The 24,357-nt window shown below is 61.3% G+C and carries 25 protein-coding genes; 11 read left to right on the top strand and 14 right to left on the bottom strand.

The features are described 5' to 3' along the window. Window positions 1–24: 24 nt before the first annotated feature. From IPM54_06035 to IPM54_06010, 6 genes are all read right to left on the bottom strand, one after another. Complete coding sequence (locus IPM54_06035) at window positions 25–621, bottom strand: hypothetical protein (protein MBK9259380.1); 597 nt, start codon at window positions 619–621, stop codon at window positions 25–27. Further along, complete coding sequence (locus tag IPM54_06030) at window positions 618–2,792, bottom strand: hypothetical protein (protein MBK9259379.1); 2,175 nt, start codon at window positions 2,790–2,792, stop codon at window positions 618–620. Before IPM54_06030 ends, IPM54_06035 begins: the two co-directional genes overlap by 4 nt. A 97-nt stretch (window positions 2,793–2,889) precedes the next feature. Further along, on the bottom strand, window positions 2,890–3,396 hold the full coding sequence (locus IPM54_06025; protein ID MBK9259378.1) for a hypothetical protein: 507 nt from the start codon (window positions 3,394–3,396) through the stop codon (window positions 2,890–2,892). 323 nt (window positions 3,397–3,719) lie between these two features. Beyond that, window positions 3,720–4,556, bottom strand: coding sequence for a DUF2520 domain-containing protein (locus IPM54_06020; GenBank protein ID MBK9259377.1), 837 nt, complete (start codon window positions 4,554–4,556; stop codon window positions 3,720–3,722). Then, window positions 4,556–5,152, bottom strand: coding sequence for a nicotinate-nicotinamide nucleotide adenylyltransferase (locus IPM54_06015; protein MBK9259376.1), 597 nt, complete (start codon window positions 5,150–5,152; stop codon window positions 4,556–4,558). The genes IPM54_06020 and IPM54_06015 overlap by 1 nt, the downstream gene beginning before the upstream one ends. Further along, window positions 5,145–5,786, bottom strand: coding sequence for a hypothetical protein (locus IPM54_06010; GenBank protein MBK9259375.1), 642 nt, complete (start codon window positions 5,784–5,786; stop codon window positions 5,145–5,147). Before IPM54_06010 ends, IPM54_06015 begins: the two co-directional genes overlap by 8 nt. 303 nt (window positions 5,787–6,089) lie before the next feature. Between IPM54_06010 and IPM54_06005 the strand changes: the two genes are divergently transcribed. From IPM54_06005 to IPM54_05965, 9 genes are all read left to right on the top strand, one after another. Further along, the gene (locus tag IPM54_06005; protein MBK9259374.1) at window positions 6,090–7,010 is read left to right on the top strand and encodes a hypothetical protein; all 921 of its coding nucleotides are present in this window, start codon (window positions 6,090–6,092) and stop codon (window positions 7,008–7,010) included. Window positions 7,011–7,392: 382 nt separating this feature from the next. Next, window positions 7,393–8,280 (top strand): hypothetical protein, encoded by an 888-nt coding sequence (locus IPM54_06000; protein MBK9259373.1) that lies wholly within the window; start codon window positions 7,393–7,395, stop codon window positions 8,278–8,280. Window positions 8,281–8,720: 440 nt separating this feature from the next. After that, entirely contained in the window at window positions 8,721–8,987 is a 267-nt protein-coding gene (locus IPM54_05995; protein ID MBK9259372.1) for a hypothetical protein, read from the top strand. 330 nt (window positions 8,988–9,317) lie between these two features. Further along, window positions 9,318–10,241, top strand: a complete 924-nt coding sequence (locus IPM54_05990) for an MFS transporter (GenBank protein ID MBK9259371.1) — start codon at window positions 9,318–9,320, stop codon at window positions 10,239–10,241. After that, on the top strand, window positions 10,222–12,462 hold the full coding sequence (locus IPM54_05985) for a molybdopterin oxidoreductase family protein (GenBank protein MBK9259370.1): 2,241 nt from the start codon (window positions 10,222–10,224) through the stop codon (window positions 12,460–12,462). Before IPM54_05990 ends, IPM54_05985 begins: the two co-directional genes overlap by 20 nt. Further along, window positions 12,459–13,115 (top strand): 4Fe-4S binding protein, encoded by a 657-nt coding sequence (locus tag IPM54_05980; protein MBK9259369.1) that lies wholly within the window; start codon window positions 12,459–12,461, stop codon window positions 13,113–13,115. The genes IPM54_05985 and IPM54_05980 overlap by 4 nt, the downstream gene beginning before the upstream one ends. A 250-nt stretch (window positions 13,116–13,365) precedes the next feature. After that, window positions 13,366–13,773, top strand: a complete 408-nt coding sequence (locus IPM54_05975; GenBank protein ID MBK9259368.1) for a Rieske 2Fe-2S domain-containing protein — start codon at window positions 13,366–13,368, stop codon at window positions 13,771–13,773. Further along, window positions 13,773–13,997 (top strand): hypothetical protein, encoded by a 225-nt coding sequence (locus tag IPM54_05970; GenBank protein MBK9259367.1) that lies wholly within the window; start codon window positions 13,773–13,775, stop codon window positions 13,995–13,997. The genes IPM54_05975 and IPM54_05970 overlap by 1 nt, the downstream gene beginning before the upstream one ends. Next, entirely contained in the window at window positions 13,994–15,052 is a 1,059-nt protein-coding gene (locus IPM54_05965) for a tellurite resistance/C4-dicarboxylate transporter family protein (protein ID MBK9259366.1), read from the top strand. The genes IPM54_05970 and IPM54_05965 overlap by 4 nt, the downstream gene beginning before the upstream one ends. Window positions 15,053–15,198: 146 nt before the next feature. Here the strand turns inward: IPM54_05965 and IPM54_05960 are convergent, their stop codons facing one another. Then, a complete protein-coding gene (locus IPM54_05960) occupies window positions 15,199–16,398 on the bottom strand; it encodes an N-acetylmuramoyl-L-alanine amidase (GenBank protein ID MBK9259365.1) in 1,200 nt (399 codons plus the stop codon). A gap of 165 nt (window positions 16,399–16,563) precedes the next feature. On the opposite strand from IPM54_05960, the gene IPM54_05955 reads away from it, so the two are divergent. After that, window positions 16,564–17,802 (top strand): (2Fe-2S)-binding protein, encoded by a 1,239-nt coding sequence (locus IPM54_05955; protein MBK9259364.1) that lies wholly within the window; start codon window positions 16,564–16,566, stop codon window positions 17,800–17,802. Between the two features lie 26 nt (window positions 17,803–17,828). On the opposite strand, the gene IPM54_05950 is transcribed toward IPM54_05955, so the two are convergent. Genes IPM54_05950 through IPM54_05940 form a run of 3 tightly spaced genes read right to left on the bottom strand, consistent with a single transcriptional unit; the run spans window position 17,829 to window position 20,823 of the window. Next, window positions 17,829–19,400 carry a hypothetical protein gene (locus IPM54_05950; protein ID MBK9259363.1) on the bottom strand — a complete coding sequence of 524 codons (1,572 nt, stop codon included), beginning with the start codon at window positions 19,398–19,400 and terminating at the stop codon, window positions 17,829–17,831. Next, on the bottom strand, window positions 19,397–20,230 hold the full coding sequence (locus tag IPM54_05945; GenBank protein MBK9259362.1) for a hypothetical protein: 834 nt from the start codon (window positions 20,228–20,230) through the stop codon (window positions 19,397–19,399). The genes IPM54_05950 and IPM54_05945 overlap by 4 nt, the downstream gene beginning before the upstream one ends. Then, window positions 20,227–20,823, bottom strand: coding sequence for an RNA polymerase sigma factor (locus IPM54_05940; protein ID MBK9259361.1), 597 nt, complete (start codon window positions 20,821–20,823; stop codon window positions 20,227–20,229). Before IPM54_05940 ends, IPM54_05945 begins: the two co-directional genes overlap by 4 nt. A gap of 226 nt (window positions 20,824–21,049) precedes the next feature. Here IPM54_05940 and IPM54_05935 point away from each other — a divergent pair, with 226 nt between their 5' ends. Then, window positions 21,050–21,682 (top strand): hypothetical protein, encoded by a 633-nt coding sequence (locus tag IPM54_05935; GenBank protein ID MBK9259360.1) that lies wholly within the window; start codon window positions 21,050–21,052, stop codon window positions 21,680–21,682. A gap of 59 nt (window positions 21,683–21,741) precedes the next feature. On the opposite strand, the gene IPM54_05930 is transcribed toward IPM54_05935, so the two are convergent. From IPM54_05930 to IPM54_05915, 4 genes are all read right to left on the bottom strand, one after another. Continuing rightward, entirely contained in the window at window positions 21,742–22,992 is a 1,251-nt protein-coding gene (locus IPM54_05930) for a right-handed parallel beta-helix repeat-containing protein (GenBank protein MBK9259359.1), read from the bottom strand. Between the two features lie 65 nt (window positions 22,993–23,057). Beyond that, entirely contained in the window at window positions 23,058–23,348 is a 291-nt protein-coding gene (locus IPM54_05925) for a type II toxin-antitoxin system RelE/ParE family toxin (GenBank protein ID MBK9259358.1), read from the bottom strand. Continuing rightward, window positions 23,345–23,575, bottom strand: coding sequence for an addiction module protein (locus IPM54_05920; protein MBK9259357.1), 231 nt, complete (start codon window positions 23,573–23,575; stop codon window positions 23,345–23,347). Before IPM54_05920 ends, IPM54_05925 begins: the two co-directional genes overlap by 4 nt. Window positions 23,576–23,658: 83 nt before the next feature. Then, window positions 23,659–24,348 (bottom strand): heme exporter protein CcmB, encoded by a 690-nt coding sequence (locus IPM54_05915; protein MBK9259356.1) that lies wholly within the window; start codon window positions 24,346–24,348, stop codon window positions 23,659–23,661. Window positions 24,349–24,357: the final 9 nt, after the last annotated feature.

Here is a 24,357-nt window from a genome sequence, read left to right as displayed (position 1 = left end):
CGTGAATGGGCGTTGTTCAGCACCCTATCGGAGCACCACGACGGGAGAAGGCTCCCCTTCAATCCACGTTTCGTCGACCATGACGGACGGGTCGAAACCAATGCCGATACACGGATCGTGCCGCAGCGAGAAGAATTGAAGGAGGCGCCTGTCTCCAACACGCAGCGGAAAAATGACCTCCCCGCCATTTTTCTCCTCGAAACTCGAGAACGAGTAGAGCTGGGGAATGGGGCGAATCCAATACGCAACGCCTTCGACGTTGCCCGAATGTTGATAGATTGCGCCGACGTTTGCTTCGCATTTCACCTTGAGCCATTCGCGCACTCGAAAAACGGCACAATCCCCCGTCTTGAAGTTACGCCGCACCACTTCGACACGAGGCGCCGTCTTCCATTCCTCGAGCGTCGGCACAGGGCTCTTCGTCGTCGGAACCGATTGTTTCTCGAGCGGCTCGATGGGCAAAGGTCGCTCCGGCGAACCGGCAGATGCAGATGCAGATGCCGACGCTGACGGCGCTGCCGCGGCGGCCGTGGGCAGCATCGTCTCCGTGGACCACATGGCAACGATTGAAACGGATGCAGCCGAAAGCAACGCCCATCGCAGGAGGAAGCGGTTTTTCATAACGTCTCCAAATAGGCCACGAGCGCCTTTTTCTCGTCGGCGGAAAGGTGCATCGTCTTGCCCATCGTGTCCGGGTTTTTCTCGACGAGCGCTTGCAAACTCTCGTAGCGCCCATCGTGGAAATACGGCGCAGTCCCGCGCACCCATAAAAGCGACGGCGTCTTGAACGCCATGTTTTCCTCTTTGACGAACCCTGGTAACTTCGGCGGTTCACCGACGGGCATGGGAATGCGATCGGTAAAACCGGTCGCGGGAACATGGCATTTCGCGCATTGAGCTTTTTCGCTCTCGAAGATTTCCTTCCCCTTCTTTTCTTCTTCGGTGAGCTCACGCTTTATCGTCTCCGGAGGCACGAGCCCTTCGCGCAAGAACTTCACGAGATGCCCGGCCCGCGCCAAACGATTTTCTTTCGTCCCTTCCCCGAGTCGCCAGCGATGGAGACCAAAGCCACCCACGATACGCGCGGTGAGGTCTTCGCTTTCGCCGTGCCAGCCATAAGGACCCTTCGCGGACACTCGTCCTGCGAGCATGGGTGTTTGTCTGGGATGACCCATACCGACGAGGTTGTCGTCCTTGTCGTACTCGGAATCAATGGCATCGAAAGCGTTCATCCCTCCACAACCATACGCGCCGCTCACCCGAGCTCGTTCGCCGATGGCTGCGAATGATGCCATACCTGCCATGAAATTCACGAAATCCTCATCGAATGGCCCGGACTTGAAGTGTGTTTCATGCCAAACATGACCATCATCGCGCCCATCGGGATGACATCCCGCGCAAGCAAGCGATTCGCCGGTGATACGGTCGGTCGCATTGTAATAAAGTGCCCGGCCCAATCGAAACGATTCGTCTTCGGGCGTGTTCTTCGGCTCGACGAGCCGCACGGCGACGGATGTGCCGGCCGGGGCGGTGAATCCGTCACCTTTGAGCCGCACGCCCACGACCTCGTCGGTCGATCGGCAATACACGTAAGCGACTTGTTCATCCTGCGAAAGCGCAATGCCCGACGGCGCGCCGCACGTCGTCGCCACGTCGTAGAACTTGTTCTCATGACGCGTGATCTTGTGCGTGCTCATGAGGCCAAGCGTGGGATCTTGCATCATTGCGTCGAATTCGACCAATTTGTCGTCGCCTTCGCTGGCCACCAGAATCGACCGCTCGCTCGCTCGATACACCGCCGCTCGCGGCTGGACGAATGCATTGGCATCGATCTGCATGCCCTTGTCGGGGTTCACATCCGGTATGTCGCCATCATTGACGACTTTGAAGGGGTGCATGAGCATGTTCGAATGCACGGGCGGAACGAGCGGCGAATCGGAGCGGGGAATCCACACGTCGATGGCCGCGGCGCCAAACCAATTGCCGACGCCCGTGCCGAGCGCATGGCGCGGAAAGTAAAGCCGCTCCCCGCGGGGACTTGGTACCACGACATAGCCAAGCGATGCCGAGGTTTTCTCGCCCCCTCGATTCGGCGCCGCGGGCAATTCGAGCTTTTTCACCGTCGGCGCCGTACCATCGATGTCGCCAATTCGCGTGATGGCACGTCCCACGAGATGCGACACATACGCTCGTTTGCCGTCGGGCAATATCGTAATTCCTCGAGGCTCACGACCGACCTCCACAACCGATCGCACTTTGGCCGTCGCCAAATCCACGACCGACACGCGCGCCGCCCAAGCGCTCGTCACCGCAATGAAAGATTCGTCCGGAGCAAGCGTCACCCCCCACGCGTCCGCTGCAATCGTCACCCGCGCCGTTTCTTCGAGCCCCACCTTCCCCTTCCGCCGCAGAAATATCACGCCTCCGCCACCTTCGGGCATTTCTCGAATGGTCACGAATACGCGATCACCCGATGCGACCATTTGCGCCGGACGCCCAGGGAGCGGCACGGTGGTCACGACGGTATTTTCCGCTATCGGAAATGGCACCACGTGGATGGCGCGATGATCTTCGTCGGCGACGAAAAGCACGTCGTCGTCGGGAGCTCGCGTGATGGAAGAACCTTCACGCGTCGTCGGCGGTTTCTTTTCGACCACAGGCGCAGCCGACGCCGACGCCGACGCCGAAGGGCTCGATCCATCGGCCGAATCCTTGGTCCCTTGAGATGGCTTGCATGCGGCAATGAGTGGAACAAGAAAGAGAACGGCGATCGATGCATCGCGTATGGGCATGATGCCCTCAGCAGAGCACGATCGGTTGCACTTGCGCAAGCGTTTCGTCGCGCCGTGCTCGCAGAGGGATCAGCTCGTCACAGTCCGCGTCATTCCGTCAGGGATATTTTTCGACGAGCCGGACCCAATTTACAATGGTACCGAAGTTGCAACCGTATTGGGATTGGTTTCTATCGCCGCCAAGCGCATCGAGGATTTGGTCGCAACTGCAGCCGCCGGTATCCACGATACTGAACCGAGAAGCCGCCAGCCGTCCGTTCGACAGCCTCGTATCGAAAACGTATTTACCATTGATGACCCTGGCCATCTGCAGGGCGAAACGGTCGATGCCGAGTCGGCGTAGCGGCACATCCTCTGGAATTTCGGTCCCCGGACAGAAATCGAACGCGTCGAAAACACCGTCTTCATCGGAATCCGACGGCTCAGTCGACGGCGGATAGTACGGCGGAAACTCCACCGGCTCGCTGCACTCCTCCGTGAAAGCCGTGGAAAGCGCTTCGCTGTCGGTTCCAATATTTTCTTCTTCTGAAACCGGCGCAACCGTACAGGCCGATACTGCAAGTGCAAGACATGCCGCGGTCGAACCAATACTGAATTTTCTCATGTTAAGCTCCTCGTCGGGGGAGCTCGGCCCCCCGGGCGCCATAGTGACGCCAATTCCGAGGGGCGAGCAAGTCGATGCCCTCAATTCCACGCGATTTCGAGTCGCCCAAGATGGCGCATTGTCGCCCGAAGCATCGCTACGGGTAGCAATTCGAGAATGCCACATCCAGACGCGCAGAACGTCCGGCACAATTTTTAAATCCCAAGTTGGCGTTTCTGGTAGCGATTGCAGAGACTACGTCTTTGCGACTCTGCGCCTTTGCCCCTTTGCGATGAATTCTTCATGATGGATGGCGCTCGAGTTAAGCACGAATAGCGGACACTCTACCCCGACGTTTCCTCTCCCAATACTTTCTCGATTGCGTCGAAATTCTCCGAAGGCGCATCGCCAATCTCGCGCGCCAGCGGCACCTGCAGCTTCGACGCCGCCACGTACATCGGCACGAGATGCGGCGCCGCCCGCGTCATCATCTCGAGGGCCCGCTTCACCCCCGCCGCATCACCTCGACGAACAGGCCCCGTCAACGCCGCGGGCAATCCCATCGCTTCGACGTTGTCCGCCACACTTCGCAAGAGCGGCCCCAGCATCGCCGCCGCCGTCTTCGCATCCACGCCCGCTCGACCAAGGAGATCCACCCCACCCGCCGCAAGCGCCGCCGCACCGTTCGCAACGAGACCCGCAGATGCGTGATAGAGCACCCGGTCGAGCCCCGGGATCGTCCGCGGCGACATGCCGAGCTTCTTGCCGAGCGCCTTCGCGGCACGCACCGCACGCGCATCCCCATCCACATGAAGTTGCCCGCGCTCGAGCGACGGCGTGCGCTCGGTCGACGCAAACGAGATCATCGGATGCATCTGCGCCACGGCAACGTTCGCACTACGCAGCGGGAAAAGCGGCTCCGGACCAAGCGCTCCAGCACAATGCACGACCACCGCTTTGCGATGCCCCAACAGCTTCGCGTCGCGCAGTCGTTCGGCAAGCGGCTGCAACTCGCGATCGCGCACGGCCAAAATCACGAACGGCGCGTCGATTCGTTTTGTGGGCAAACCTTTGCGTTGCGCTCGCAGCGTGACCGGAACACCCAACCGGCGCAGCGTACGCGCCAAACCTGCACCCACTTTTCCGGCCCCGATGATGTACACGCTCTCCAATTCCGACATCAGCTTCTCCGGTACAAACCACGCTCCTCGATGAGCGCCAACACGTCACGCGGAACGAGCTTCTCGAGCCGCCCCATGTCCCCGCGCGCGAGCGCATCACGCACGTCGGTGCTCGATACGCGCGGCAAAATCGGCTCGGGCGCACCCGGAGTCATCACACCCGCGCGGCCCACGATGATGGGCGGGGCTATCTCGGAGATGCGATCGAATCGATGCCACTTGGGCAAGTCGTTCAGCACGTCTGCGCCCAGAAGCAGGCGCATCGACCAATCGGGATGGATCGCCGCGAGGTGTTCGAGGGTTCGTAGGGTCAAACTTTCGCCGTCCAGATCTCGTTCGACCGCGGAGATGGAAACGCGCGGAATCCAGGAAAATGACAACCGACACATCTCGAGCCTGTCTTCGAACGAAGCGAGCTCTTTCGAGAAGGGATGCTTGTAAACGGGCACGACGAGCACTTCGTCGATGGGTTCCGTCGACAGCACGTACACGGCTGCGAGCACGTGCGCGACATGCGGAGGATTGAAACTACCGCCAAAGATCGCGACGCGTGGCCCTTTCGCCCCGGTCGTTCCGGACGAACTCGACTCATCCAGCGTTGTCGCCACCTTGCACCCGCATCTTGATACCGGGCAGCATCGATCCGGTGCCTCCGAGCTGTTCTTCGGAGAGGATCGAGCCGTCGATGTTGCGAATTTCGACACGCACTCCACCGTTTGGTCCTTCGCCGAGCACCGCAAGGCCTCCTTGCGAACCGGCGAGCGGACCGGGCGTGATGAACATGCGCGAGCCGATGCGTTTGACTTTCGGTTCGGCGCTGCGGCCGTAGACGAACAGGGATGCGCCCACGACGTCGTCCTCATCGAGGATCGATTTGTCGTACATGAACAATGTCACGCGTCCATCGAAGAACTCGACCGTGCGTTTGTTGCCCTCGGGCAAACTCGAAAGCGCACGCAGTCGCGCGCGCGCTCGTTCTGCTGCGACAAACGCTTCGATGGCTTGAGACGAAGCGTTTGCGCATCGCACGGTGGCTCGTGCGAAGAGCGAATCTTCGTTCGGGTTGTTCCCCACGAGGTAACGCGCCCATGCTCGAGCGACGATGTCGAGCGCTCCGTCAGGCGCCAAGTACAGGACTTTTTGGACCCCGACGTCGTCGAGCAAGCACTCGATCGCTCGCGCGAGCAAACGCAGATCTCCCTTCGCGGGTCCGATGATCCCGAGGCGCATCGTCGCCAAGACTAGATCAGCCGCGGGCAGACTGGGTGGAGAACTCACACGGTCGAGCGCGATCGTTCGTATCGGGGCCGTATCCCTGGAGCACGGAGCCTGCACGCACCTTGACGCGCCCCCTCGGGCAGCCTTGAATTGGCCGTGCATGTGAGCGTGCCAATTTCATGAGGGACGCGTACCCGAGCGCATATCGGACTTCTCCGGTCGCCAAGAGGTAACCCACCGCCCTCGCCGATTGCGCGTTTGTCATGTCCGACAAAGTTTGCCCTCGAATTGACACGTGGTGTATGAGGTTTGCCCATGGGTACGACTTGGACCCCATGGCACCTGCTTCTGGCTGTGCTTCTGCGCCAGCGAGCGCCTGGGGATCGCGAGATTCAGAGCGAAGTGAAGCTGACGGCCGATGCGTTGCGCCTGGATTTCGTGTTTCTCCCTCAGGAAGATGCAACGGGTCGCGCCGCGGGAACGTTGAAAAAGCTCTGGGGATTGCTCACGAAGCACGTCGTCTGTGAATTCAAGAGCGTGGGACGACCATACCGCCGTTTCAATTTCGATCGGTTTTTCACGTACATAACGACGTATTATACCAACGAGGTCGAGGCGCTTGGCCGCCGAAGCGAGCTCTGCGGCGTGCTCCTGGTGACGAAGCGGTCGCCGACAATGGATGAGGACGTCCACGCGTATGGTCTGCATTGGCGGGACCTGGGTGATGGTTACTGGCAGCTCGAAGGTTGTCCTTTCAAGATTGTCGTGGTTGAAATTGAAGTCGTTGCGGACGCCGAGGACGACGATGTGCTACGCTTTCTGGCAGGGAAGCAGCCGAGGACGGTCGAAGGTCGGCGTTGGCTCGCAAAGCAGCTCGGAACCAAGGAGATCCAGATGAAGATGCACGAGTTGGAAGGGTTCGACGAGGTGCTGCAGACGCTCTTGCAAAGCTTGCCGCCGGAACAAGTCCTGTCGGCGTATGCGCCCGAAGAACGGCTCGCGGGGCTTGCGCCCGAGCAAGTCCTGTCGGTGTATGCCCCCGAAGAGCGGCTCGCGGGCCTTGCGCCCGAGCAAGTCCTGTCGGCGTATGCCCCCGAAGAGCGGCTCGCGGGCCTTGCGCCCGAGCAAGTCCTCCTGACGCTGCCCGACGAGGTGCTCCACGCACTTTCGGATTCCTACATCGACTCGCTTTCCGAGCCGACGCGAACGATGATCCGCAAACGCATCGGGCGCTGACGAGCGCGCGTGCTGCGGGTCTCTGAAGCTGCGGCCCATTTACAGACGTGGCCATGCCAGGTCCGGGCCAAACCGAATCTTCGGATTCACGTTCACCCACCGCATCGAGACTGGGTCGTACGACCGCCAGCCGTCATGCCGCAATCCTGACACCGCGTCGTGCTCCTCGTTATTGGCGCGTAGCTCGCACGCGATGGCCCGTTATCGCGTTTCACGAGGAAAGTCTGGGGTTCGGTGACGGTGGTCAGAATATTCCGATAATTTGCCCATGTTGCAGACTGTTGTTTACGATGGTGGCACAGACGCAATGCCGAACCTCAATTTCAACGGGGCAACGTATAACATCAACACGAACTCAACGCGGCAATTTCGGAATGATCCCGTGAGCTTTCTGCGCACGACATGGGTCAATCCGGCCAACTATGCGATCATGCACGGCTACGCGCAGTGGAACACGATATCCGGCAACGCTGCAGCGCTCAAAGTTGCGGGCGGCGGTGGAGTGCTCGCGCCCATCAACAACGACGACTTGTGCGACGTCACGCATTTCGACGACCAAAATGGGACCGTCACGGTCGGCCCCGTGGCTCGCGCTGGTCTCGCGGTCACTGGCGGCGCCTTGGAGACGCGGTATACGCTCGAGAATCCGCATACCTCATTTCCCCGCATCTTTTTCTTGCCATCGCGGGCCAACCAGATTTCGTGCTTGCGCTTGACGAGCACGATAGCCAATGGAGGACCGCGCATCGTCATGACCACGGCGGTCAATGGCTGTTCGATATTCGTGACGTGCGACGATCCCACGCAGCCGCTCAACGCCGGCAACAATGTCCGAATGTATCATGCCAATGGGATTCATGCCGGAGGAACGCGCGCCGAACAACGGCGATATACGCGGAAGTTGTTACGACGATTCGTCAACGTGCGATATTTCTACACGCATCCGCACCTGGCCCTGGAGCTCACGTCGGATCACTATTACAATTCGGATATCACGGACGAGCAGAATCGAAAAGCGGGCAAGGGCTACACGGTCAACAACATCAACGCGAGTGGCAGCACGTTTCTCGTATTTGGCTACATGAGCGGCAATGGCGTGTGGAATTTTCATTATCAATGGCATGTCGACATCGATTACGATCGCACTGGCGCGTCGCGATTCTTCCGAGGGCAAAACTTTCAGGGCGCCAAGCATCGACTACGTTCGCTGCACGTGCCTCAGCTTGCCGACTGGACCGACTATGCACACGGTCTCACGGGTATCCCTTGATCGGCGAAGACGTCAAGGAAATGGAGCTCTTGACGCATACTTCGGCACACACGGCCCCGCATCTGCGACATCGTTGGGGACACAACACCCACGGCGCGGGGGGCCGCAGAAATAAATCGTCGAGGATCAAAAAAATTTTTGAAATTTAAAAGAGACCTCCGACGAATAGGCGCGTCATGCGCTCGAATACGGTGGAGAACCGTCAACTTTAAGACACTCGTCGAAACGTGCCCGTTTCGATCGGACATTCTTTGTCCTGCTCACGAGCCATTTCCATGGCTTTCTTCGCCCATCCAGGTTAATTTAGCCGCCGCTCGCTCGACGAAATAAAAAATCGTCGTCCCGAGTGAGCGTAATCCAACGGACGGGTTGAAAACCTGAAGTTCAGGTATCGCGCCTTCATGCGCATTTCAATTCGTTCTCAGCATGAGGAGGTATTTGTGACGCTGGCGATGTTGCACGTCGATCGCGCTCGAACCCGCATGCCCATGGTATGTACCGTCATTTCATTGCTCGTTTTGGCGGTGTTCGTAGCGCTCTGTTTCGTATCGTGGTTGCTCGAGACGAACTCCCAAGCCCCTGATTTGCAGGGCGCGAAGTCGGTCCATGTCCCGCATTCGATGACGTCGGCAATGAACGCGTCGAAAGCGGAACCGCCGGATCCGTATGCATCGGAACCGTGGATCAGATACGGACGTGAATTCTGATCCTCAACATTTTCCCGCGGGTGCAGTGAGCCTGAATTGGCCCTGCACCCGCGGCCTTTTTGTCGAATCGAAAAACACTCGCTCGAGGTCGTCGTATCAGGACGCACAGAACTGCCGAGCACGAGCGTGCGGGTTTCGTAACGTCAACGGAGAAACTTGCCATCCGTTGGAATCCCGTCTAAGGGCTTGGACATGGCGTCTCGAACGCATGTCCTACGCGCGTCCATCTGGGCGAGCGTTTTCACGATCGCGCTCGGCGCCATGATCGTCGTCGGCTCGCGCCGCCTCGCAAACTTCGACGCAGCGCTCGTCGGATACACGTTCGCAACTTTGTTCGCGACGTTCGGCATCACGTACCGTTACGCGATGTGGCTGCAGCGTCCGCCGACGCGGATGTACTGGAGGCGCGGCTGGCAAGCGTTCGTGTCGCCGCGATTTCTCCTCGGCAACCTCGTGCGCTTCGTGCAACGCGCGGTCGTCGAGGTCGCGTTCAATCGGTTCATCGTCAAGCGAAACGCCTTGCGCGGCCTGACCCACTGGCTGCTCATGTGGGGATGCATTCTCGCCGCTGCGATCACGTTTCCGCTGGTCTTCGGCTGGATCCACTTTGAAACAGTGCCCGGCAACCTGAACACGTACCGCACGTATGTCTTCGGTTTTGCCGCGGGCGATTTCCCCGTGGACTCGTGGCTCGCGTTCGTCGTGTTCCACGGGCTCGTGTGGTCGTCGTTCCTGGTGCTGGCGGGCGTGATGCTGGCGTTCCGGCGGCGCATGATCGACCACGGCGCGATGGCGGCGCAGCAGTTTGGCGAGGACATCCTGCCGCTGGTTTTGCTGGGCGCGATCAGCGTGACGGGGCTGATGCTGACCGTGAGCTACACGTGGCTGCGCGGGTATGCGTACGACTTCCTGGCGATCCTTCACGCAGCGACGGTGATCGTGACGCTCTTGTGGCTACCGTTCGGGAAGTTCTTCCACATCTTTCAGCGGCCCGCGCAGCTTGGCGTGGGCTTCTACAAGGACGTCGGCGCGCGGAGCGAACAGGCTCGATGCAAGCGGTGCGACCGCGAATATGCGTCGGCCGCGATGGTCCGCGACCTCATCACGGTCGAGCGCGAGCTCGGCTTCAAGTACGAAACGTCTGGCGGTGCAAGTCACTACCAGCAGATCTGTCCGGCGTGCCGACGCGCGATGTTTGGTCTCGCGCAAGGCGCTCTTTGGCGTGGAGAAGATCATGGCGACGCTGCCCGTTGATGACTTGGCGATCACGCGGGCGTTCGGCCCGCATCTTTCGGCACGCACGCGTGGCGGAAGCGCCGTCGAGCCGGATCGGCTGGTGAAGACGCATTGCTGCTTTTGCGGTCAGCAGTGCGGGATCCAGCTCAAGGTGAAGGACAACGAGGTGATCGGGTTCGAGCCGTGGGAGGACTTTCCGTTCAACCGCGGGATGCTGTGCCCGAAAGGCGTCAAGCGCTACTTGCAAGGGTCGCACCCGGACCGGCTGGTGACGGCGCTGGCGCGGGATCCGTCGGTCGCGAGCGGGTTTCGGCCGATGGCGTACGAGCAGGCGATCGAGCGTGCTGCGCGTGAGATCCAGCGTATCCAGGACAAACACGGGCCGAGCGCGGTGGGTGTGCTCGGGGGCGCGAGCCTCACGACGGAGAAGACGTATCTGCTGGGGAAGTTCGCGCGGGTTTGTCTGAAGACGCCGTACATCGATTACAACGGGCGGCTGTGCATGGTGAGCGCCGGTGCGGCGAACAAGAAGGCGTTCGGCATCGATCGCACGACGAATCCATGGTCGGACATGGTCGGCACCGAGGTGATTTGGGTGGCGGGGTCGAACGTGGCGGAGTGCTCGCCGATCACGACGAACTACATTTGGCAAGCGCGCGAGCTTGGCGCGAAGGTGATCGTGCAGGATCCGCGTATCACGCCGATTGCGCGCACGTGCGACCTGTACTTGCCCATTCGGCCGGGGCGAGACGCGGCGCTTTTTGCGGGCGTGCTGCAGCTCATGATCGAGAATGGCTGGATTGATCGGGACTTCATCGAGCGGGAAACGGTTGGCTTCGACGAGGTGGCCGCGTATTGCGCGACGTGGCCGGTCGCGCGCACCGCGGAGGTCACGGGCGTGCCGGAGCGCTCGATACGCAAAGCGGCGGAGCTTTGGGGCACGGCGAAGTCGAGCTTTCTATTCCACGCACGAGGCATCGAGCATCATTCGAATGGCGTGCAGAATGCGCTCGGGACCATCAACTTGGTGCTGGCGTCGGGCCGCATTGGCAAACCAAAGAGTGGTTACGGGACCATCGTGGGTCAGGCGAATGGGCAAGGCGGGCGCGAGCACGGGCAGAAGTGTGATCAGTTGCCTGGTTGGCGCGACATATCGAACCCGGAGCATCGGAAATACATTGCTTCGGTGTGGAAGATCAAAGAGGCGGATCTTCCGGGGCCTGGCGTGGACGCGTACGAGATGTTTCGCAAAATCGACGCGGGCGAGATCAAGGGGCTCATTGCGATTTGCTTCAATCCGAAGGTATCGCTGCCGGACAATCAATTCGTGACGCGGGCGCTGGAAAAGCTCGAGTTCTTCGTTGCAATCGACTTTTTCCTGAACGATACGGCGCGCCACGCCGATCTGGTGCTGCCGGGGAGCCTGCACGAAGAGGACGAGGGCACGGTGACGCAGGTCGAGGGGCGGGTCATCAAGGTGAACAAGGCGGTCGAGTGTCCCGGCGAAGCTCGACAGGATTGGCGTATCATCCAGGATCTGGCCAAGGCGTTGGGGCGGCCGCACGGATTTACATTCGATGGGCCGCGGGCCATTTTCGACGAGCTCCGCGTGGCGAGCAAAGGCGGCGTCGCGGATTATTCGGGCATTACGTACGAAAAGATCGAGCGGCAAATGGGTGTGTTTTGGCCGTGCCCGAGCGACGATCATCCGGGGACGCCGCGGCTGTTCGAGCCTGGGAGCGACAATCCGGTCGCAAAGGGAAAAGGGCGGTTTTACTTTCCGGATGGCAAAGCGCGGTTCAACGTCGCCGATTACCGACCCGCGGTGGATGACGTCTCCGAGGAGTATCCGCTTTTTTTGACGACGGGGCGTGTCGTGAGTCAATTCCTTTCGGGGACGCAGACGCGTCGAATTGGCCCGCTCATCAAGCATTACCCGGAGCCGCGGATCGAGCTGCATCCGCGGCTCGCCGAAAAACTTGGGATTGCCGACGGAGACTGGGCGACGGCGGAGACGCGTCGGGGCGCGATCACGCTGCGCGCAATGGTGGTGACGACCATAAGGCCCGACACCATTTTCATTCCGTACCACTGGCCTGGCGACAAGAGCGCGAATCGGCTGACGGTGGCGGCGCAAGATCCCATTAGCAAGATCCCTCAATACAAGGTTTGCGGCTGCCGGCTTCGTCCGGCGGATGGCCCACCCGCATACGCCCAGGAAAGGGAGGCCCAACAATGAGCGTCCCGCGGCATCTCGAGTTTTTCGTCGACCCGAGCCGTTGCATCGGGTGCCGGTCGTGCGTGGAGGCGTGCACCGAATGCGATACGCACCGGGGCGAATCGATGATTCACCTGGAATTCGTCGATCGCGGGGCGTCGGTGCAGACGGTGCCCGTCGTGTGCATGCATTGCGAACAGCCGACGTGCGCGGAGGTTTGCCCGGCCGATGCGATCAAGCGCACTGGCGACGGTGTGGTGCAGAGCGCGCGCAAGCCGCGCTGCATTGCATGCGGTAACTGCGTGGTTGCATGTCCGTTCGGGGTGCCCGAGCTGTACATCGATCGGGCGATCATGATGAAGTGCGACATGTGTTACGACCGGACGTCGGTCGGCAAGAAGCCGATGTGCGCGACGGTGTGTCCAAGTCAGGCGTTGTTCTTTGGGACACGCGAGCAGATTCACGCGTTGCGGCCGCAGTCGATGCCGACGAACACGTTTCGATTTGGGGACCAGGTGATCCGGACGCGGGTCAACGTGATGGTGCCGCGGCGGCCGGCGGCGCCTGCGCAGATCGACGTGACCGCGGCGATGGATGAGCGCCCGCCGAGCCGTGCGGTGCGGCTGCCGGTGGTGGGTGACGACGCCGACCCCTTTGCGCAGGTGGAGGTCTGACATGGCCGACGATCCGCAGAGTCGTTTCGAGGAGGATCTGGCGCTCGACGCGCGGATCGACGCCGCCGATCGCCAGGGGCTCACGGGCACGGCGCAAGCGGACGTGTATGGGCCGACGCGCGACCCCGAGGACATCACGGTGCCACCGGACGGCCGGCCGATGGAGGAGCAGCCGCGGTGGCGGCACGACTTTGCGATCGACTGGCCGCAGGATCACCACGTCGCGCGGCGTGACTTCACGCGGTTCCTCGTGCTGACCAGCGGGGCGTTCGTCGCTGGGCAGGGTTGGATCGCGGGGCAGAGCTTGGTCCGGCAGCGACGTCCGTCGCCGCCGCGCAAGCGGATTGCCGCGGTGACCGACGTGCCCGTGGGTCAGTCGCTGATGTTCGATTACCCGAGCGACCACGATCCGTGTTTGCTGGTTCGCCTTGCCGAAAACAAGCTCGTCGCGTTCAGCCAGAAGTGCACGCACCTTGCGTGCGCGGTGGTGCCGCGCTTCGACGAGGGCGTGTTTCTCTGCGCGTGCCACAAGGGCTACTTCGATCTTGCGACGGGCCGCAACATATCGGGGCCGCCGCCGCGGCCGCTGCCGCAGATCGAACTCGACATCGTCGATGGCGAGGTATTCGCCGTCGATGTGACCGCGAGGACCGGTTGATGTCGCGCCCGGCTCGCCAATCGACGCGCGCGCAGCGAACCACGGTCGTCTATGGCGTCCTGTGCTTCGTGCTGCTGCTGGTCGTCCTCCAGCTTTGGCTTCTCACTGCGACGATGAACGCGTTTCTCGGCGGTGACGACGCCGTGGTTTGGCCTGCTCTCGGGGCCAGTTTCGCGTGCCTCGCGCTCAACCTTGGCCTTTTGCGTTACCTCGGACGCCGATGACCACCTCGCCGGGGCGACTTGCCGCGATGCACCCGGCGTATTTCGCGCTGGTCATGGCGACCGGTATCGTCTCGTTGGCTTGTCACACGATGGAGCTCTTTGTTCCGGCGAAGGTGCTCTTTGCGCTCAATCTTGCATTCTACCCGGCGCTTTGGATCCTCACGATGGTGCGATTCGTGCGCCACCCGTCGCAGGTGATTGCCGATTTTCGCAACCACGGTCGTTCGGTCGGCTTTTTCACGACCGTGGCGGCGACCTCCGTATTTGGTTCCCAGTGCCTATTGGTTGCCGATGCGCCTCGCGCTGCATTTGCGTTCTGGGTGGCGGGGATAGTGCTTTGGGCGCTGCTCACGTATGCGGTGTTCACGATCATCGTCGTGAAGCCGGAGAAGCCTGCGTTGGCCGAGGGGATCAACGGCGGCTGGCTCGTATCCGTCGTCGCTGCGCAATCGGTGAGCGTGCTCGGCGCGCAGCTCGCGCCGCATTTCGGGGATAGCGCGCCCATTGCGCTTTTGTTTTGCCTCGCGATGTGGCTCGGGGCCGGCATGCTTTATTTGTGGATCATTTCGCTCATTTTTTATCGTTATGCATTCTTCGCGATGAGCCCCTCGGATTTGGCGCCGCCTTATTGGATCAACATGGGTGCGGCGGCCATTTCGACGCTTGCTGGCACGATGCTCGTCGCCGCGGCGCCTCATTCGCCGGTCATCGACCAGGTGCTCCCGTTCGTGCGCGGATTGACCTTGGCGTGGTGGGCGACGGCGACCTGGTGGATCCCGATGCTCCTCATTTTGGGCGCGTGGCGGCATCTTGTACGACGATTCCCGCTCCGTTATGATCCTCTATATTGGGGCGCCGTCTTCCCGCTCGGCATGTACACCGTCTGCACGGCGCGGTTATCGCACGTCGTCGATGCGGGGTATTTGCTTTCCATTTCGCGTGTATTCGTCTACGTGGCGCTTGGCGCGTGGGCGCTTGCCGCACTGGGAATGACGTTGTCGCTCGTTCGCCAAGGTCGAGGCTCACCCGATGTTGCTCCATCGGCAAAGCCGTGAGCGCGAGCCAACGAATGCGCCAAAGGCGGGCCCTTTGAAAACGCGTCAACGAATTTGAATGGCATCGGCGACGACGTGATGACCGGCCGTGAATGGAAACGTGCCAAGGCTCTGCCACGCACCTCCGCCCAATTGCTGATTTTTGGTCACCGTACACCTCGTTTGTCACCATCTTTATCACCACCGGACTCGCCGAGGCATTCAGTGATGCGGCTCATGTAAACGGCCCAGGGAAAGTCGATGCCCGGATCATTCGGGCGATTGACGGGATCGGGTTGGTAATGGCCAAGGATATGATTGCGGTCGCGTACGAGGTTGTGGCGTTTGACGACATCGCACGCGAGGTTGGCCGACGCGGCGAGTTGTCCTTCGGTCCATGGGTTGGCAAGCGAGTACGAAAAACCGCCGTGTTCGATACCGATCGAACGCGGGTTCGTCGGAAGCCCTTGCCACGATTTGCCGACGTGGTGCGCCGTATCCATTTCGTCGACGAGCGCCGAGACCTCCGAGCCGGTCTCATTGACGACGTAATGGGCGCTCGTCCTGCTGGGATTTTTCAGCGACGTCAACCAGCCCCAACAGGACGTATAACTGCCAGCGCAGGTGTGCACGACGAGAAGCTCGACGTCGTGACCTCTGCGCCCCGACGTGTAATTGGCTGCCGGCGCCGGTCGCCATATCGCGCCTGAATAAAACGCTCGGGGCAGCTCGCCTCCACGCAGCGTCACGTGCAGAAACGGGAAATTGGCGGTGACGTGCCGGACGGCTTTTAGAATTTCGCCCATGCCGCTGTCCTCGGGTGCGGTGATGCCTTCACGGAGCACGCGATACACTTCCTCGTGAATGAAATGCGAGGACGCTTCGAGGTTTGGATTGTCGAACAATGCGGCAATGGCGGGCGCCCACGCGCCAAGGTCGTCACGATCGACATCGAGGGTCGTGGCGTGCTGATCGAGCAATGCGGCCGCGGCCATGATGTTTGCCCCTGGGTCTGCTTGGACGTCCGTTTCCGGGACACCCGCGAGCTCGGCGCCTTTTGAAATGGCGTCGCCACGCAAAGCCATGACACCATACGTCGGCGGTAATCCTTCGATGTCCGATTCTTCCCCGGGGACGTGATAAAGGCGCGTTTCGGAATACCCGATCGCCACGAGAATCGGCACCGGCACGTTGAACTTTTTCGACGCTGCCTCGAATTGCGCCTGATATGGATATTGTTTGACGCCCGGCGCCTCCGTACCCCCAAAATTCTCTGCGAACTCCATTCCCGCGTCACCACATCCGGTGAGCAGCAGGGATGTCGATATGACGGGCAAAATCATCCGCAAGCCGAGCGTACGCGTCATAGCTGAGCCTCTTGTCGTTGGAGTGAAAAAGCATCGAGCGCCTTCGGCACAAGGGCTCGAGGCAAGCAACCCACATGCCCACGACAAATGGTCGAGCTTGGCAGGTTTGAACCCCTACGTTGTCGAGCAAGCTCGAAGCACCCGTGCTATACGCGCTCTAGACGCATGTTTCGGCGCACAGGGCCACTCCGAGATCCAGTCACAGTCTACCTCGATGGGTCAGCCTTGCCTGCCGAGCGTGGAGAACCTCTGGCCGTATCGCTCCTCGCAGCGGGAAAAACCATCCTTTCGCGCAGCCCCAAGCTTCACAGGCCGCGAAGCGCATCGTGCATGCGAGGTGGTTGCGAAGGTTGTTTGATGCGCGTGCAAGGCACGCCGAACGTGATGACGTGTCTCGAGCCAGCGCGCGGCGACGAACGCATCGAGTCGCAAAACGTCGTAGGATCGCGCAAGGCGGATCTTTTGAGGGTGAACGATTGGCTCTTTCCGCACGGCTTCGATCATCATCACTTCATGACGGACGTGCCGGCGCTCGGCCCGCTCGTTCAAAGCTTTGCACGCAAAATATCCGGCCTCGGACGGCTGCCGTCGGAAGCGCAGCCGATGCAGCCTGCGCGTCGTGTCGATGCAGACGTCGTGGTGATTGGCGCAGGCCTCGCGGGGCTCGTCGTGACGCGTCGGCTCGAAGCTCGAGGCAAACGCGTTGTGCTGGTGGACGATGGCGTGCGGATCGGCGGGTCGCTCAATGCATTGCCTGATCGCACCGAGCTATGCGATTCGCTGCGTCCCAAAGAAGCGACGGTGTTTGTCCGGGCCACCGCAGCGGGGGTTTATCTGGGCGAGGTCGTGGTGGCAACGGCGGACGAAGCGGTGGTCGTTCGAGCCAACGACAAGGTATTCGCGACGGGCGCGCATGATGGGGTGCTCGCATTCGGCGGCAATGATTTGCCAGGCGTGTTTTCGGCACGAGCGTTATGCGTGATGCTGGCGTACGGCGTGGAGCCGGAAGAGGCGTTTGTCGTGGTAGGGGACGGCTTTTGGGCTGACGAGCTGGGGAGGCGCCTCGGGGATCGGGTGATACGCATTGGCGAAGACGCCATCGTGGGCGTGCGAGGAACGAGTGGGGTCAAGAGCGTGACCGTGCGTGATGGACAAGGCGAGAAAACGATTCGGACGAAGGTCGTAGGGGTTTCGAGTCACGGTGCGCCGGCATTCGAGCTTGCGGCGCAGGCGGGGGCGTCCGTGCGATTCGAGGCGGATCGCGGTTATGCAATCGAATGCGATCGAAATGGTCGCGCGGGAGACGGATTGTGGGCCGTTGGGGAATGCACGGGGCAGCCGTTCGACGTGGATGGCATCATGGAGGCGGCCGAGCGATGTGCGCGAGCGATTCTTGGTGAATGACTTACGAGGTTTGAGGGTCGGTCGAATCAGAATGTGCGAACGCCGGCCGTGATGCCGGGCCAACCCAAAAGCGGATTCGAGTTCGGGTCGAGATTCGAAGTGTCGTAGGGAGCCATTTGCGCTTCTGCGGGCGAAATGGCCGCCACGACGCTGTAGCTCGGACCCGCGAATGCGCCAAGATTGGCACCCATTTGGACCGATACGAGCGCGCGCGCTTGCGCAACGAATGCGGTCGGCGCCAAATCGTCGATGTCGTGGTGCGAATAGCCAAGGACGTCGATATCGAGCGAAAGTCGCTCGCTGAGAACTACGCGGCCGCCGAGACCGAGCGTCAAGACCCCACGCGGCTCGTCGCCGGTCGCGCGGAATCCGGCGCCGTAAATATTGTGGAAATGATCGCTGCCGTGCTCGAAGCCAGCCATGAAAACGCCAGACTCCTGCCCCCAAACGTCGAAATGGAGACGCCCGCGGCGAACGATGTTGATGAGGCCAAATGAATAGGTGGACGTATCCGCATAATTGATGATGCCAATCTGCACGCCCTTCACGTCGCCCGTGGCAATGTTGACGCCACCGACTTGCCATCCCGTCACCTCGTCCGCAATCGAGACGACGCCAAGCTGCACGCCGCGGACGTCGCTCGCGTAATCGACCGCGCCCGCCTGGACGCCATACATCGCGCCAGGCGCCACATTGACGCCGCCGATCTGCGTGCCGTTAAGGTTGCTCGTGTAATTGAATCCCAGCGCCAACTGCACGCCGCGCACCTCGCGCGCCACGACATTGCCGACGCCGACGATTTGCACCCCGCACGCGAATTCACGCTGGATGTTCAGCCCAAAGCCGATCTCCAATCCCGAAAGGCCCCTCGAATACCCCGCCAACAAATTCGCCGATATCGCGCGAACCGTGTCCGTCCCCGTGAACCTCGATGTGCCAAGGTGCGGCACCACATCGGCACCGGCGAATTCACGCATATTCGTCGGGCGTGCGCAAGGACTGGGCACCGGCATATCGTTCGGCGCAGCCGCACGGCGCACAGCCAGCCGCACGGGCGGATTGGCCGAATCGCGCAGCGTTTCCTTTTCGGGTGCCGGCTCTGTGCCTTTTTCGGCCACGACAGGCTCGTCAGGCGTCGGGCTCGGCGCAATCGCCTCGTCGACGCTCGGCTCTGCCTCCGGCCGTTTTCCCAATAGGGCCGCAAGCTCCGCCGCTTCGTCGCGCGTGAGGTTGCCGGCGAGCAGCGCAATCGTCTCCGCCGCATTTTCCGGATCGTCGGGCAAATCAATCGTACGCTCGATGTGTTTACCGCCCCCTTCGGGCGATCGATACGTCAATGCAATGCGGCGCCCGGGTTCGCCGCGTAAAACGAGCGCCGCCTTCCCGTCCGGCGTTTTCCCCGCAAAGACGACGCCGCTCCCTATTTCGCGCCCAATGGCCACGCGCACCGATTCCGGATCGATGTCCCACGGCAAACCCTCGACCACGAGCGCGACCTCGGCCGCGGCCGGTGCGTCCGCGCGCGCGCCGGCCGCATACGTCGCCACGACAAACGCCCACGCCGCGCAGATGGCGAGCCTCCGCGCGAAACGAATCACGGCGCGCCCCCTTGCATTGCATCGACGAGCGAACGGGCCTCGGCTTTACGATAACCGCCATACGCACCGGCAGCAAAAGGCTCGAGCGCTCGTTGCGCCTCGGCCTTGCGCCCGAGCCTCACGAGGCAAAGCGCGCGATTGTAACGAGCCTCCAGTGCGAAACGCCCGCGCGGTGCGGCCGCGAGGTACGCGTCCCACGCCGCGAGCGCCGCGCTCGAATTACGCGTGACGAAATGAGCCTCGTGTGCGGCGCGATAAAGCGCCTCGGCCGGATCGACGCGCACCTCGGGCGCAGCAGCCGCCGCGTCCACCTTCGGCACGTCCGCGGGCGCCGCGTCCACCTTCGGCACATCGGTCGGCGCAACGATCCGCGGGGGCGCAGCCGCGGCCATCTTTGGCGCCGCTGCGGCTTGGCCTTCCACGTCCTCGGGCTGCGGCGCAGGCTCCACGTCGGTCGGTGCAGGTGCCTCGACAACTTCTGCTGCAGGCTCGGGCGCTTTCACATCGAGCGCTTTCGCGACCCGCCGAGGCGCGGGCGGATCTGCGGGCACATCCACCGGCGCCTCTTCAACTTCCGCCCGCCCAAAGCCCAAATTGTCTTTCAATTCGTACCACACGCCAGGCAATCGATGTGTCGCCGACGCCCACGCGACCGAGCCGACGAGCACCGCGGCGATCGGCACGAACACGCGAATCGCTGCGAGCTTTCGTGCACGGCGCTCCTTCAGCGTGCGCACGATGCGCGCGCGCGTTTCGGCTTGCTTTCCAGGCGATCCATCGGCTTCCTCGCGCAGCGCGCGCGTCGCCTCGCGGAGCAGTTCGTCTTTCATCGGCTCTCCTCCTCGTCGAGCAGGGCCCGGAGCTTCTGCTTCGCGTGGAACAAGCGCGTGCGCGCCGTCGCCTCGGGTACGCCCATGATCTCCGCCGCTTCTCGCGCGCTCCGCTCCTCCACTTCGCAGAGCACGAAAGCCACTCGTTGCGCGTCAGGCAGCTCGTCGAGCGCGCGATGCAGCGCCTTTGCGAGCGCCGCGCGGTTTACCTCGCGCTCAGGGTTCGGCGTCTCCGGCAAAGGTTCGCACCCGAGCTTCTCCATCATCGCGCGCCGTCGCGCAGCAGCGCGCACATAATGCCGCGCGTGGTTCACGGCGATCGACACGAGAAACGTCTTCAGCGACGATTCGCCCCGAAAACGCTGCGCCGCGCTCGGAAGGGTCACGAACACGTCGTGGACGAGGTCCTCGGCCGCCGCATCGTCGCCCGTGAGGCGCCGGGCAAAGGCGCGCACCGAGGCGTAATGTTCGTCATACACCTCGGCGATCGCCGCGTTATCTCCTCGGCGCAGCCGCTCGATGAGCTCGTCTTCCTGCGCGGCCTGTGAGGCGCGCGAGAAAAAGAGCGGCGCTAGCAGATCGAGGGCCCTCATCGCCCCTCGTTGTGCCCGCTCAGCTGCCTATCGTTCAACCCCTCGGTCGATTTTTTTCGTGCTTCTGGTTTCTCCCGGCATATCAGTGTTCTACATCACATCAAAACAAAGTTTGAACGAATCGAACTCGTGCGGGTACGGAGGGACGAACGACGGCGCGGCGCGCGGACACGGAGCGCGCCATGGGCCGTGAACAACGATAACCCTTCATCGGGAGTGGTGACGAATGAATACGCGTCGCAGAGCCCACGCTTGGGCATTGGCATTGTTTACGGGTTTTTTGACGTTGACCGGCGGTTGTTACATCAACCACGGCGAGTGGAATGACGACGACGCATGGGTCGATGGCACGCCGTTGAATTCGGCGGTTTGCGCCGATTATTGCGATCATCTCCTCGGCTGCGACATCATCTCCAATCAGACTTGGAAAAACTGCTTCGACGGTTGCAGGTCGGCGCATGACATGGATCCTCCGTCCGCGATGGGTGGAATCGAGTGCGTCCTTCAATCGGGCTGCGCCTCGTCACTCGATGCATACCCGTGCGCGAACGAGCCGCATCCGAGCAGCGGCAACGACGGAAGCGGTGGCTTTGGCGGCGGCGGTGGCGACGATAACAGCGGCGGATGGGGTGGCGGCGGCGAAGCGGCTTGCCAGGCGGATTGCGATTGTCCGAGCGGCAACCAATGCATCGACGGATCGTGCAAGACGCCCTGTGTTGCTTCGTGCGAATGCGCCGTGGGCGAAAGCTGCGTTTCCGGGTATTGCGCCCCGCCTCCGGCCCCTCAAATATCTTGCCAAGTCGATTGCGATTGCCCAAGCGGCCAAGCTTGCTTCGGCGGCATTTGCGGGACGCCTTGAGCCCGCTCGTCGTAGCTCGATGCAGGTGCGCATCGAGCGACTGAATGACGAGCTTTCCTTTACGGCGCTTCCGGAGCGACGGGCGGATGTTCGCACGTCACCGGACCGATATCCGTCGACTCTTTGAAGCCGTCGCATACGCCGAGGTTCGCGTAGGTGGCATTGCCATTGTTTTTCAGACAATTGGTCAATTCACCCATCGCGTTCATCTTTTGCGGATCCACGCATCCATCGTCCAAGACATCGGGAACCGGCTCGGCAACCACGATGGCCCCAATCGTCGGAGCAGGCAACAGCCCATTGCTCGTGAACGTGTTGTCGTGAATGTAGTTGCCTTCGGGGTATTCGTCGAAGTTGGGATCGCTCGACGTACCGACGAACGTTTCCGTGAAGCTCAGAATGAGCACGCCCGTCGTGTCGTTGCCGCGAATTTGGTTGTGCGCGATTTCATTTTGATCCGTCGCGAGCAGCACCATGCCGCAGCCGTGCGGTACGTTGGCCACCATCGTGCCGGGTTCGGCGAAATTCGGCAAGTTGTTGTTTTCAAAGATGTTGTCGTGCACGAGCGATCGTCCGACGCCACCGTTTTGGATGGGCAGGTCGGGCAAATTGAAGATGAGGAATCCGGCGGTGTTGTCGTGCGCGTGATTGCCATACGCCTCGGCTTCGATGGTGTTTTCGAGCTCGTAACCGGCGACGTTTCCATACGCTTCATTATCGCGGAGCAGGACGCGTTTCGATTGGCCCACGTACACGCCCGCGTCACGCGAACCTTTGACGACGCAACCTTCGATGGTAACGCCCTCGCTGCTGACGGGATAAAGGCCGTAGGCGCCATTCTTGAGCGACCCATCGGCATCCCAGATGACCGCGACTTTGCGGAATGTAATGTCTTTTACGCCGGTCGCGCGGATGCCGTCACCCGGCGGGTTCTTCACGGCAAACGCTTCGACCATCACGCGGTCGCTCGTGATTTGAATACCGTTGGCGCCAACTTTTTGGCCGCTGAAGTCGAGGATGGTGACGTCTTTGCCTTGACCTCGAAGCTCGAGGCCAGTTACCGCAATGGATAGCTCGGTGTCGAATTTGAACGTGCCAGGGCCAAGGCACACAGTGCTATCGGCCGCCGCATTGATGAGCGCCTCTTGCACATTTTCGCCATCGTTCGCGGACGGCTGGACGACCTTGTCGCATCCTGTGTAATCGGGCGCGGGCGGACCCGCGGGCGCAGCAGGTTCGCCGCAGGCAGGGAGCAGGAATGCAGAAAGCAAAAGGGCAAACGAAGAAAGGGCGACGTTACGGGTGTTCATGACAAGCCTCCTCGGCAGCATCACTCAGGATACATGAGAGACCGCGGCGCCGTCCATGCTCGCTTTCAGCGGCCCTTCCAGCTATCGGGGTGACGGTGCTGATGCATGACGGCAACGATCTCGATCATGCGATTCGTTTCCCTGTAAATGATTCCGTAGGGAAAGCGATGCATTGCGCAACGCCTTACGCCCTCGGTTAGCTTGGGCCATGCTGCTGGCATGTCACAAATTCGACGGATCGTGACGTTGACCTCGTCCAAGAATTCTCGACCCAATCCAGCCGCACGTTCGTCGTAGAACAAAATCGCTTCACGCAGCTCTTTGCGCGCCGCCGGATGGAACTTGAATCGCCTCATTGGCACATTGCGCGTAATTCTCGCATTACGTCGTCACCATCGAGCAATTCTACCTCGCCCGCATCGATCTGACGTGTCCGCTCGCCGGCCTCGCGTGCCCAACTACGCTCGATCTCCTCAGTTTCCGATGTACCAAGGCTGTCTAGAATGATGCGCGCCAGCAGCGCTCGCGACGCCGCGGGCATGGAAAGGATCTCGTCGGTGAGCCGTTGCAGATCAGGCGGCATGGGAGTCTCCAGCCACAAAGCGTACCAGATTCGAAACGCTGCCGCAACGCAGTCCTCACGAACACTCTGACAAACGTCCGCACTCACCCATCGATCAGCGATTCGAATAAGCCTAAACCACCGGCGGTGAACACCACGCCGAACACACCCATGATGGCTATGTAGTCAAATAGCTCGCTCAAAGACGCGCCGCCAAATAGCTCACGCGTTCCCGCCACCGCCGCGAGCAGCGTCGGCGCGAGCAGCGGGAAAAAGACGCTCGCGAGCACCAAGTCGCGAGCTCGCGTGCGCACCGTCATGGCGCCGAAAAGCGTTCCGACAGCCGCAATCCCCGGCGTTGCAGCGAGCGAAATCAACGCGAGCCCAAGGCCCGTTTCCAAAAGATCCACGGCAAAAAGCAGCGCTGCGACCGGCACGACGATGAGCTCCACGAACCATACGAAAATCGCAATGCTGACCGCTTTTCCGGCAAATAGAGCCGCCCGCGACAACGGCAAGACCAAAAGCCCAGATAGCGCGCCTTCTTCACGCTCGCGCTGCCAGCTTCGACCAATGGCCAAAACGGACGCGAATGCAACGGCGACCCAAATGACGCCCGGCGCGACATTCTGCGTGGTCTGCTGCCCCGCGTGAAATGCGAGCGACGCAATGACCGCCACGAGCACCGCGAAAAAACCACTCGTCGTGACGATTTCGCCCGTGGACAGCTCGATTGCGAGATCTTTGCGAGCGATGATGACCGCTTGTCGAAGGAACCGTTTGAAGTGCTTCATACGGCAATC

Source organism: Polyangiaceae bacterium (genome assembly GCA_016715885.1).
In the GTDB taxonomy this organism is placed as follows: domain Bacteria; phylum Myxococcota_A; class Polyangia; order Polyangiales; family Polyangiaceae; genus Polyangium.
Note: the sequence above shows the minus strand (reverse complement) of the source record. Positions and strands in the feature narration are given on the sequence as shown.

Bases quoted from the DNA above. Each gene is read 5' to 3' on its own strand.
- IPM54_06025 (MBK9259378.1), bottom strand. From the start codon at position 3,396: ATGAGAAAATTCAGTATTGGTTCGACCGCGGCATGTCTTGCACTTGCA.
- IPM54_05935 (MBK9259360.1), top strand. From the start codon at position 21,050: ATGAATACGCGTCGCAGAGCCCACGCTTGGGCATTGGCATTGTTTACG.
- IPM54_06010 (MBK9259375.1), bottom strand. From the start codon at position 5,786: ATGCGCCTCGGGATCATCGGACCCGCGAAGGGAGATCTGCGTTTGCTC.
- IPM54_05985 (MBK9259370.1), top strand. From the start codon at position 10,222: ATGGCGACGCTGCCCGTTGATGACTTGGCGATCACGCGGGCGTTCGGC.
- IPM54_06020 (MBK9259377.1), bottom strand. From the start codon at position 4,556: ATGTCGGAATTGGAGAGCGTGTACATCATCGGGGCCGGAAAAGTGGGT.
- IPM54_05980 (MBK9259369.1), top strand. From the start codon at position 12,459: ATGAGCGTCCCGCGGCATCTCGAGTTTTTCGTCGACCCGAGCCGTTGC.
- IPM54_05955 (MBK9259364.1), top strand. From the start codon at position 16,564: ATGTTTCGGCGCACAGGGCCACTCCGAGATCCAGTCACAGTCTACCTC.
- IPM54_06005 (MBK9259374.1), top strand. From the start codon at position 6,090: ATGGGTACGACTTGGACCCCATGGCACCTGCTTCTGGCTGTGCTTCTG.
- IPM54_06035 (MBK9259380.1), bottom strand. From the start codon at position 621: ATGAAAAACCGCTTCCTCCTGCGATGGGCGTTGCTTTCGGCTGCATCC.
- IPM54_05930 (MBK9259359.1), bottom strand. From the start codon at position 22,992: ATGAACACCCGTAACGTCGCCCTTTCTTCGTTTGCCCTTTTGCTTTCT.
- IPM54_05945 (MBK9259362.1), bottom strand. From the start codon at position 20,230: ATGAAAGACGAACTGCTCCGCGAGGCGACGCGCGCGCTGCGCGAGGAA.
- IPM54_05915 (MBK9259356.1), bottom strand. From the start codon at position 24,348: ATGAAGCACTTCAAACGGTTCCTTCGACAAGCGGTCATCATCGCTCGC.
- IPM54_06030 (MBK9259379.1), bottom strand. From the start codon at position 2,792: ATGCCCATACGCGATGCATCGATCGCCGTTCTCTTTCTTGTTCCACTC.
- IPM54_05940 (MBK9259361.1), bottom strand. From the start codon at position 20,823: ATGAGGGCCCTCGATCTGCTAGCGCCGCTCTTTTTCTCGCGCGCCTCA.
- IPM54_05925 (MBK9259358.1), bottom strand. From the start codon at position 23,348: ATGAGGCGATTCAAGTTCCATCCGGCGGCGCGCAAAGAGCTGCGTGAA.
- IPM54_05960 (MBK9259365.1), bottom strand. From the start codon at position 16,398: ATGACGCGTACGCTCGGCTTGCGGATGATTTTGCCCGTCATATCGACA.
- IPM54_05965 (MBK9259366.1), top strand. From the start codon at position 13,994: ATGACCACCTCGCCGGGGCGACTTGCCGCGATGCACCCGGCGTATTTC.
- IPM54_05920 (MBK9259357.1), bottom strand. From the start codon at position 23,575: ATGCCGCCTGATCTGCAACGGCTCACCGACGAGATCCTTTCCATGCCC.
- IPM54_05970 (MBK9259367.1), top strand. From the start codon at position 13,773: ATGTCGCGCCCGGCTCGCCAATCGACGCGCGCGCAGCGAACCACGGTC.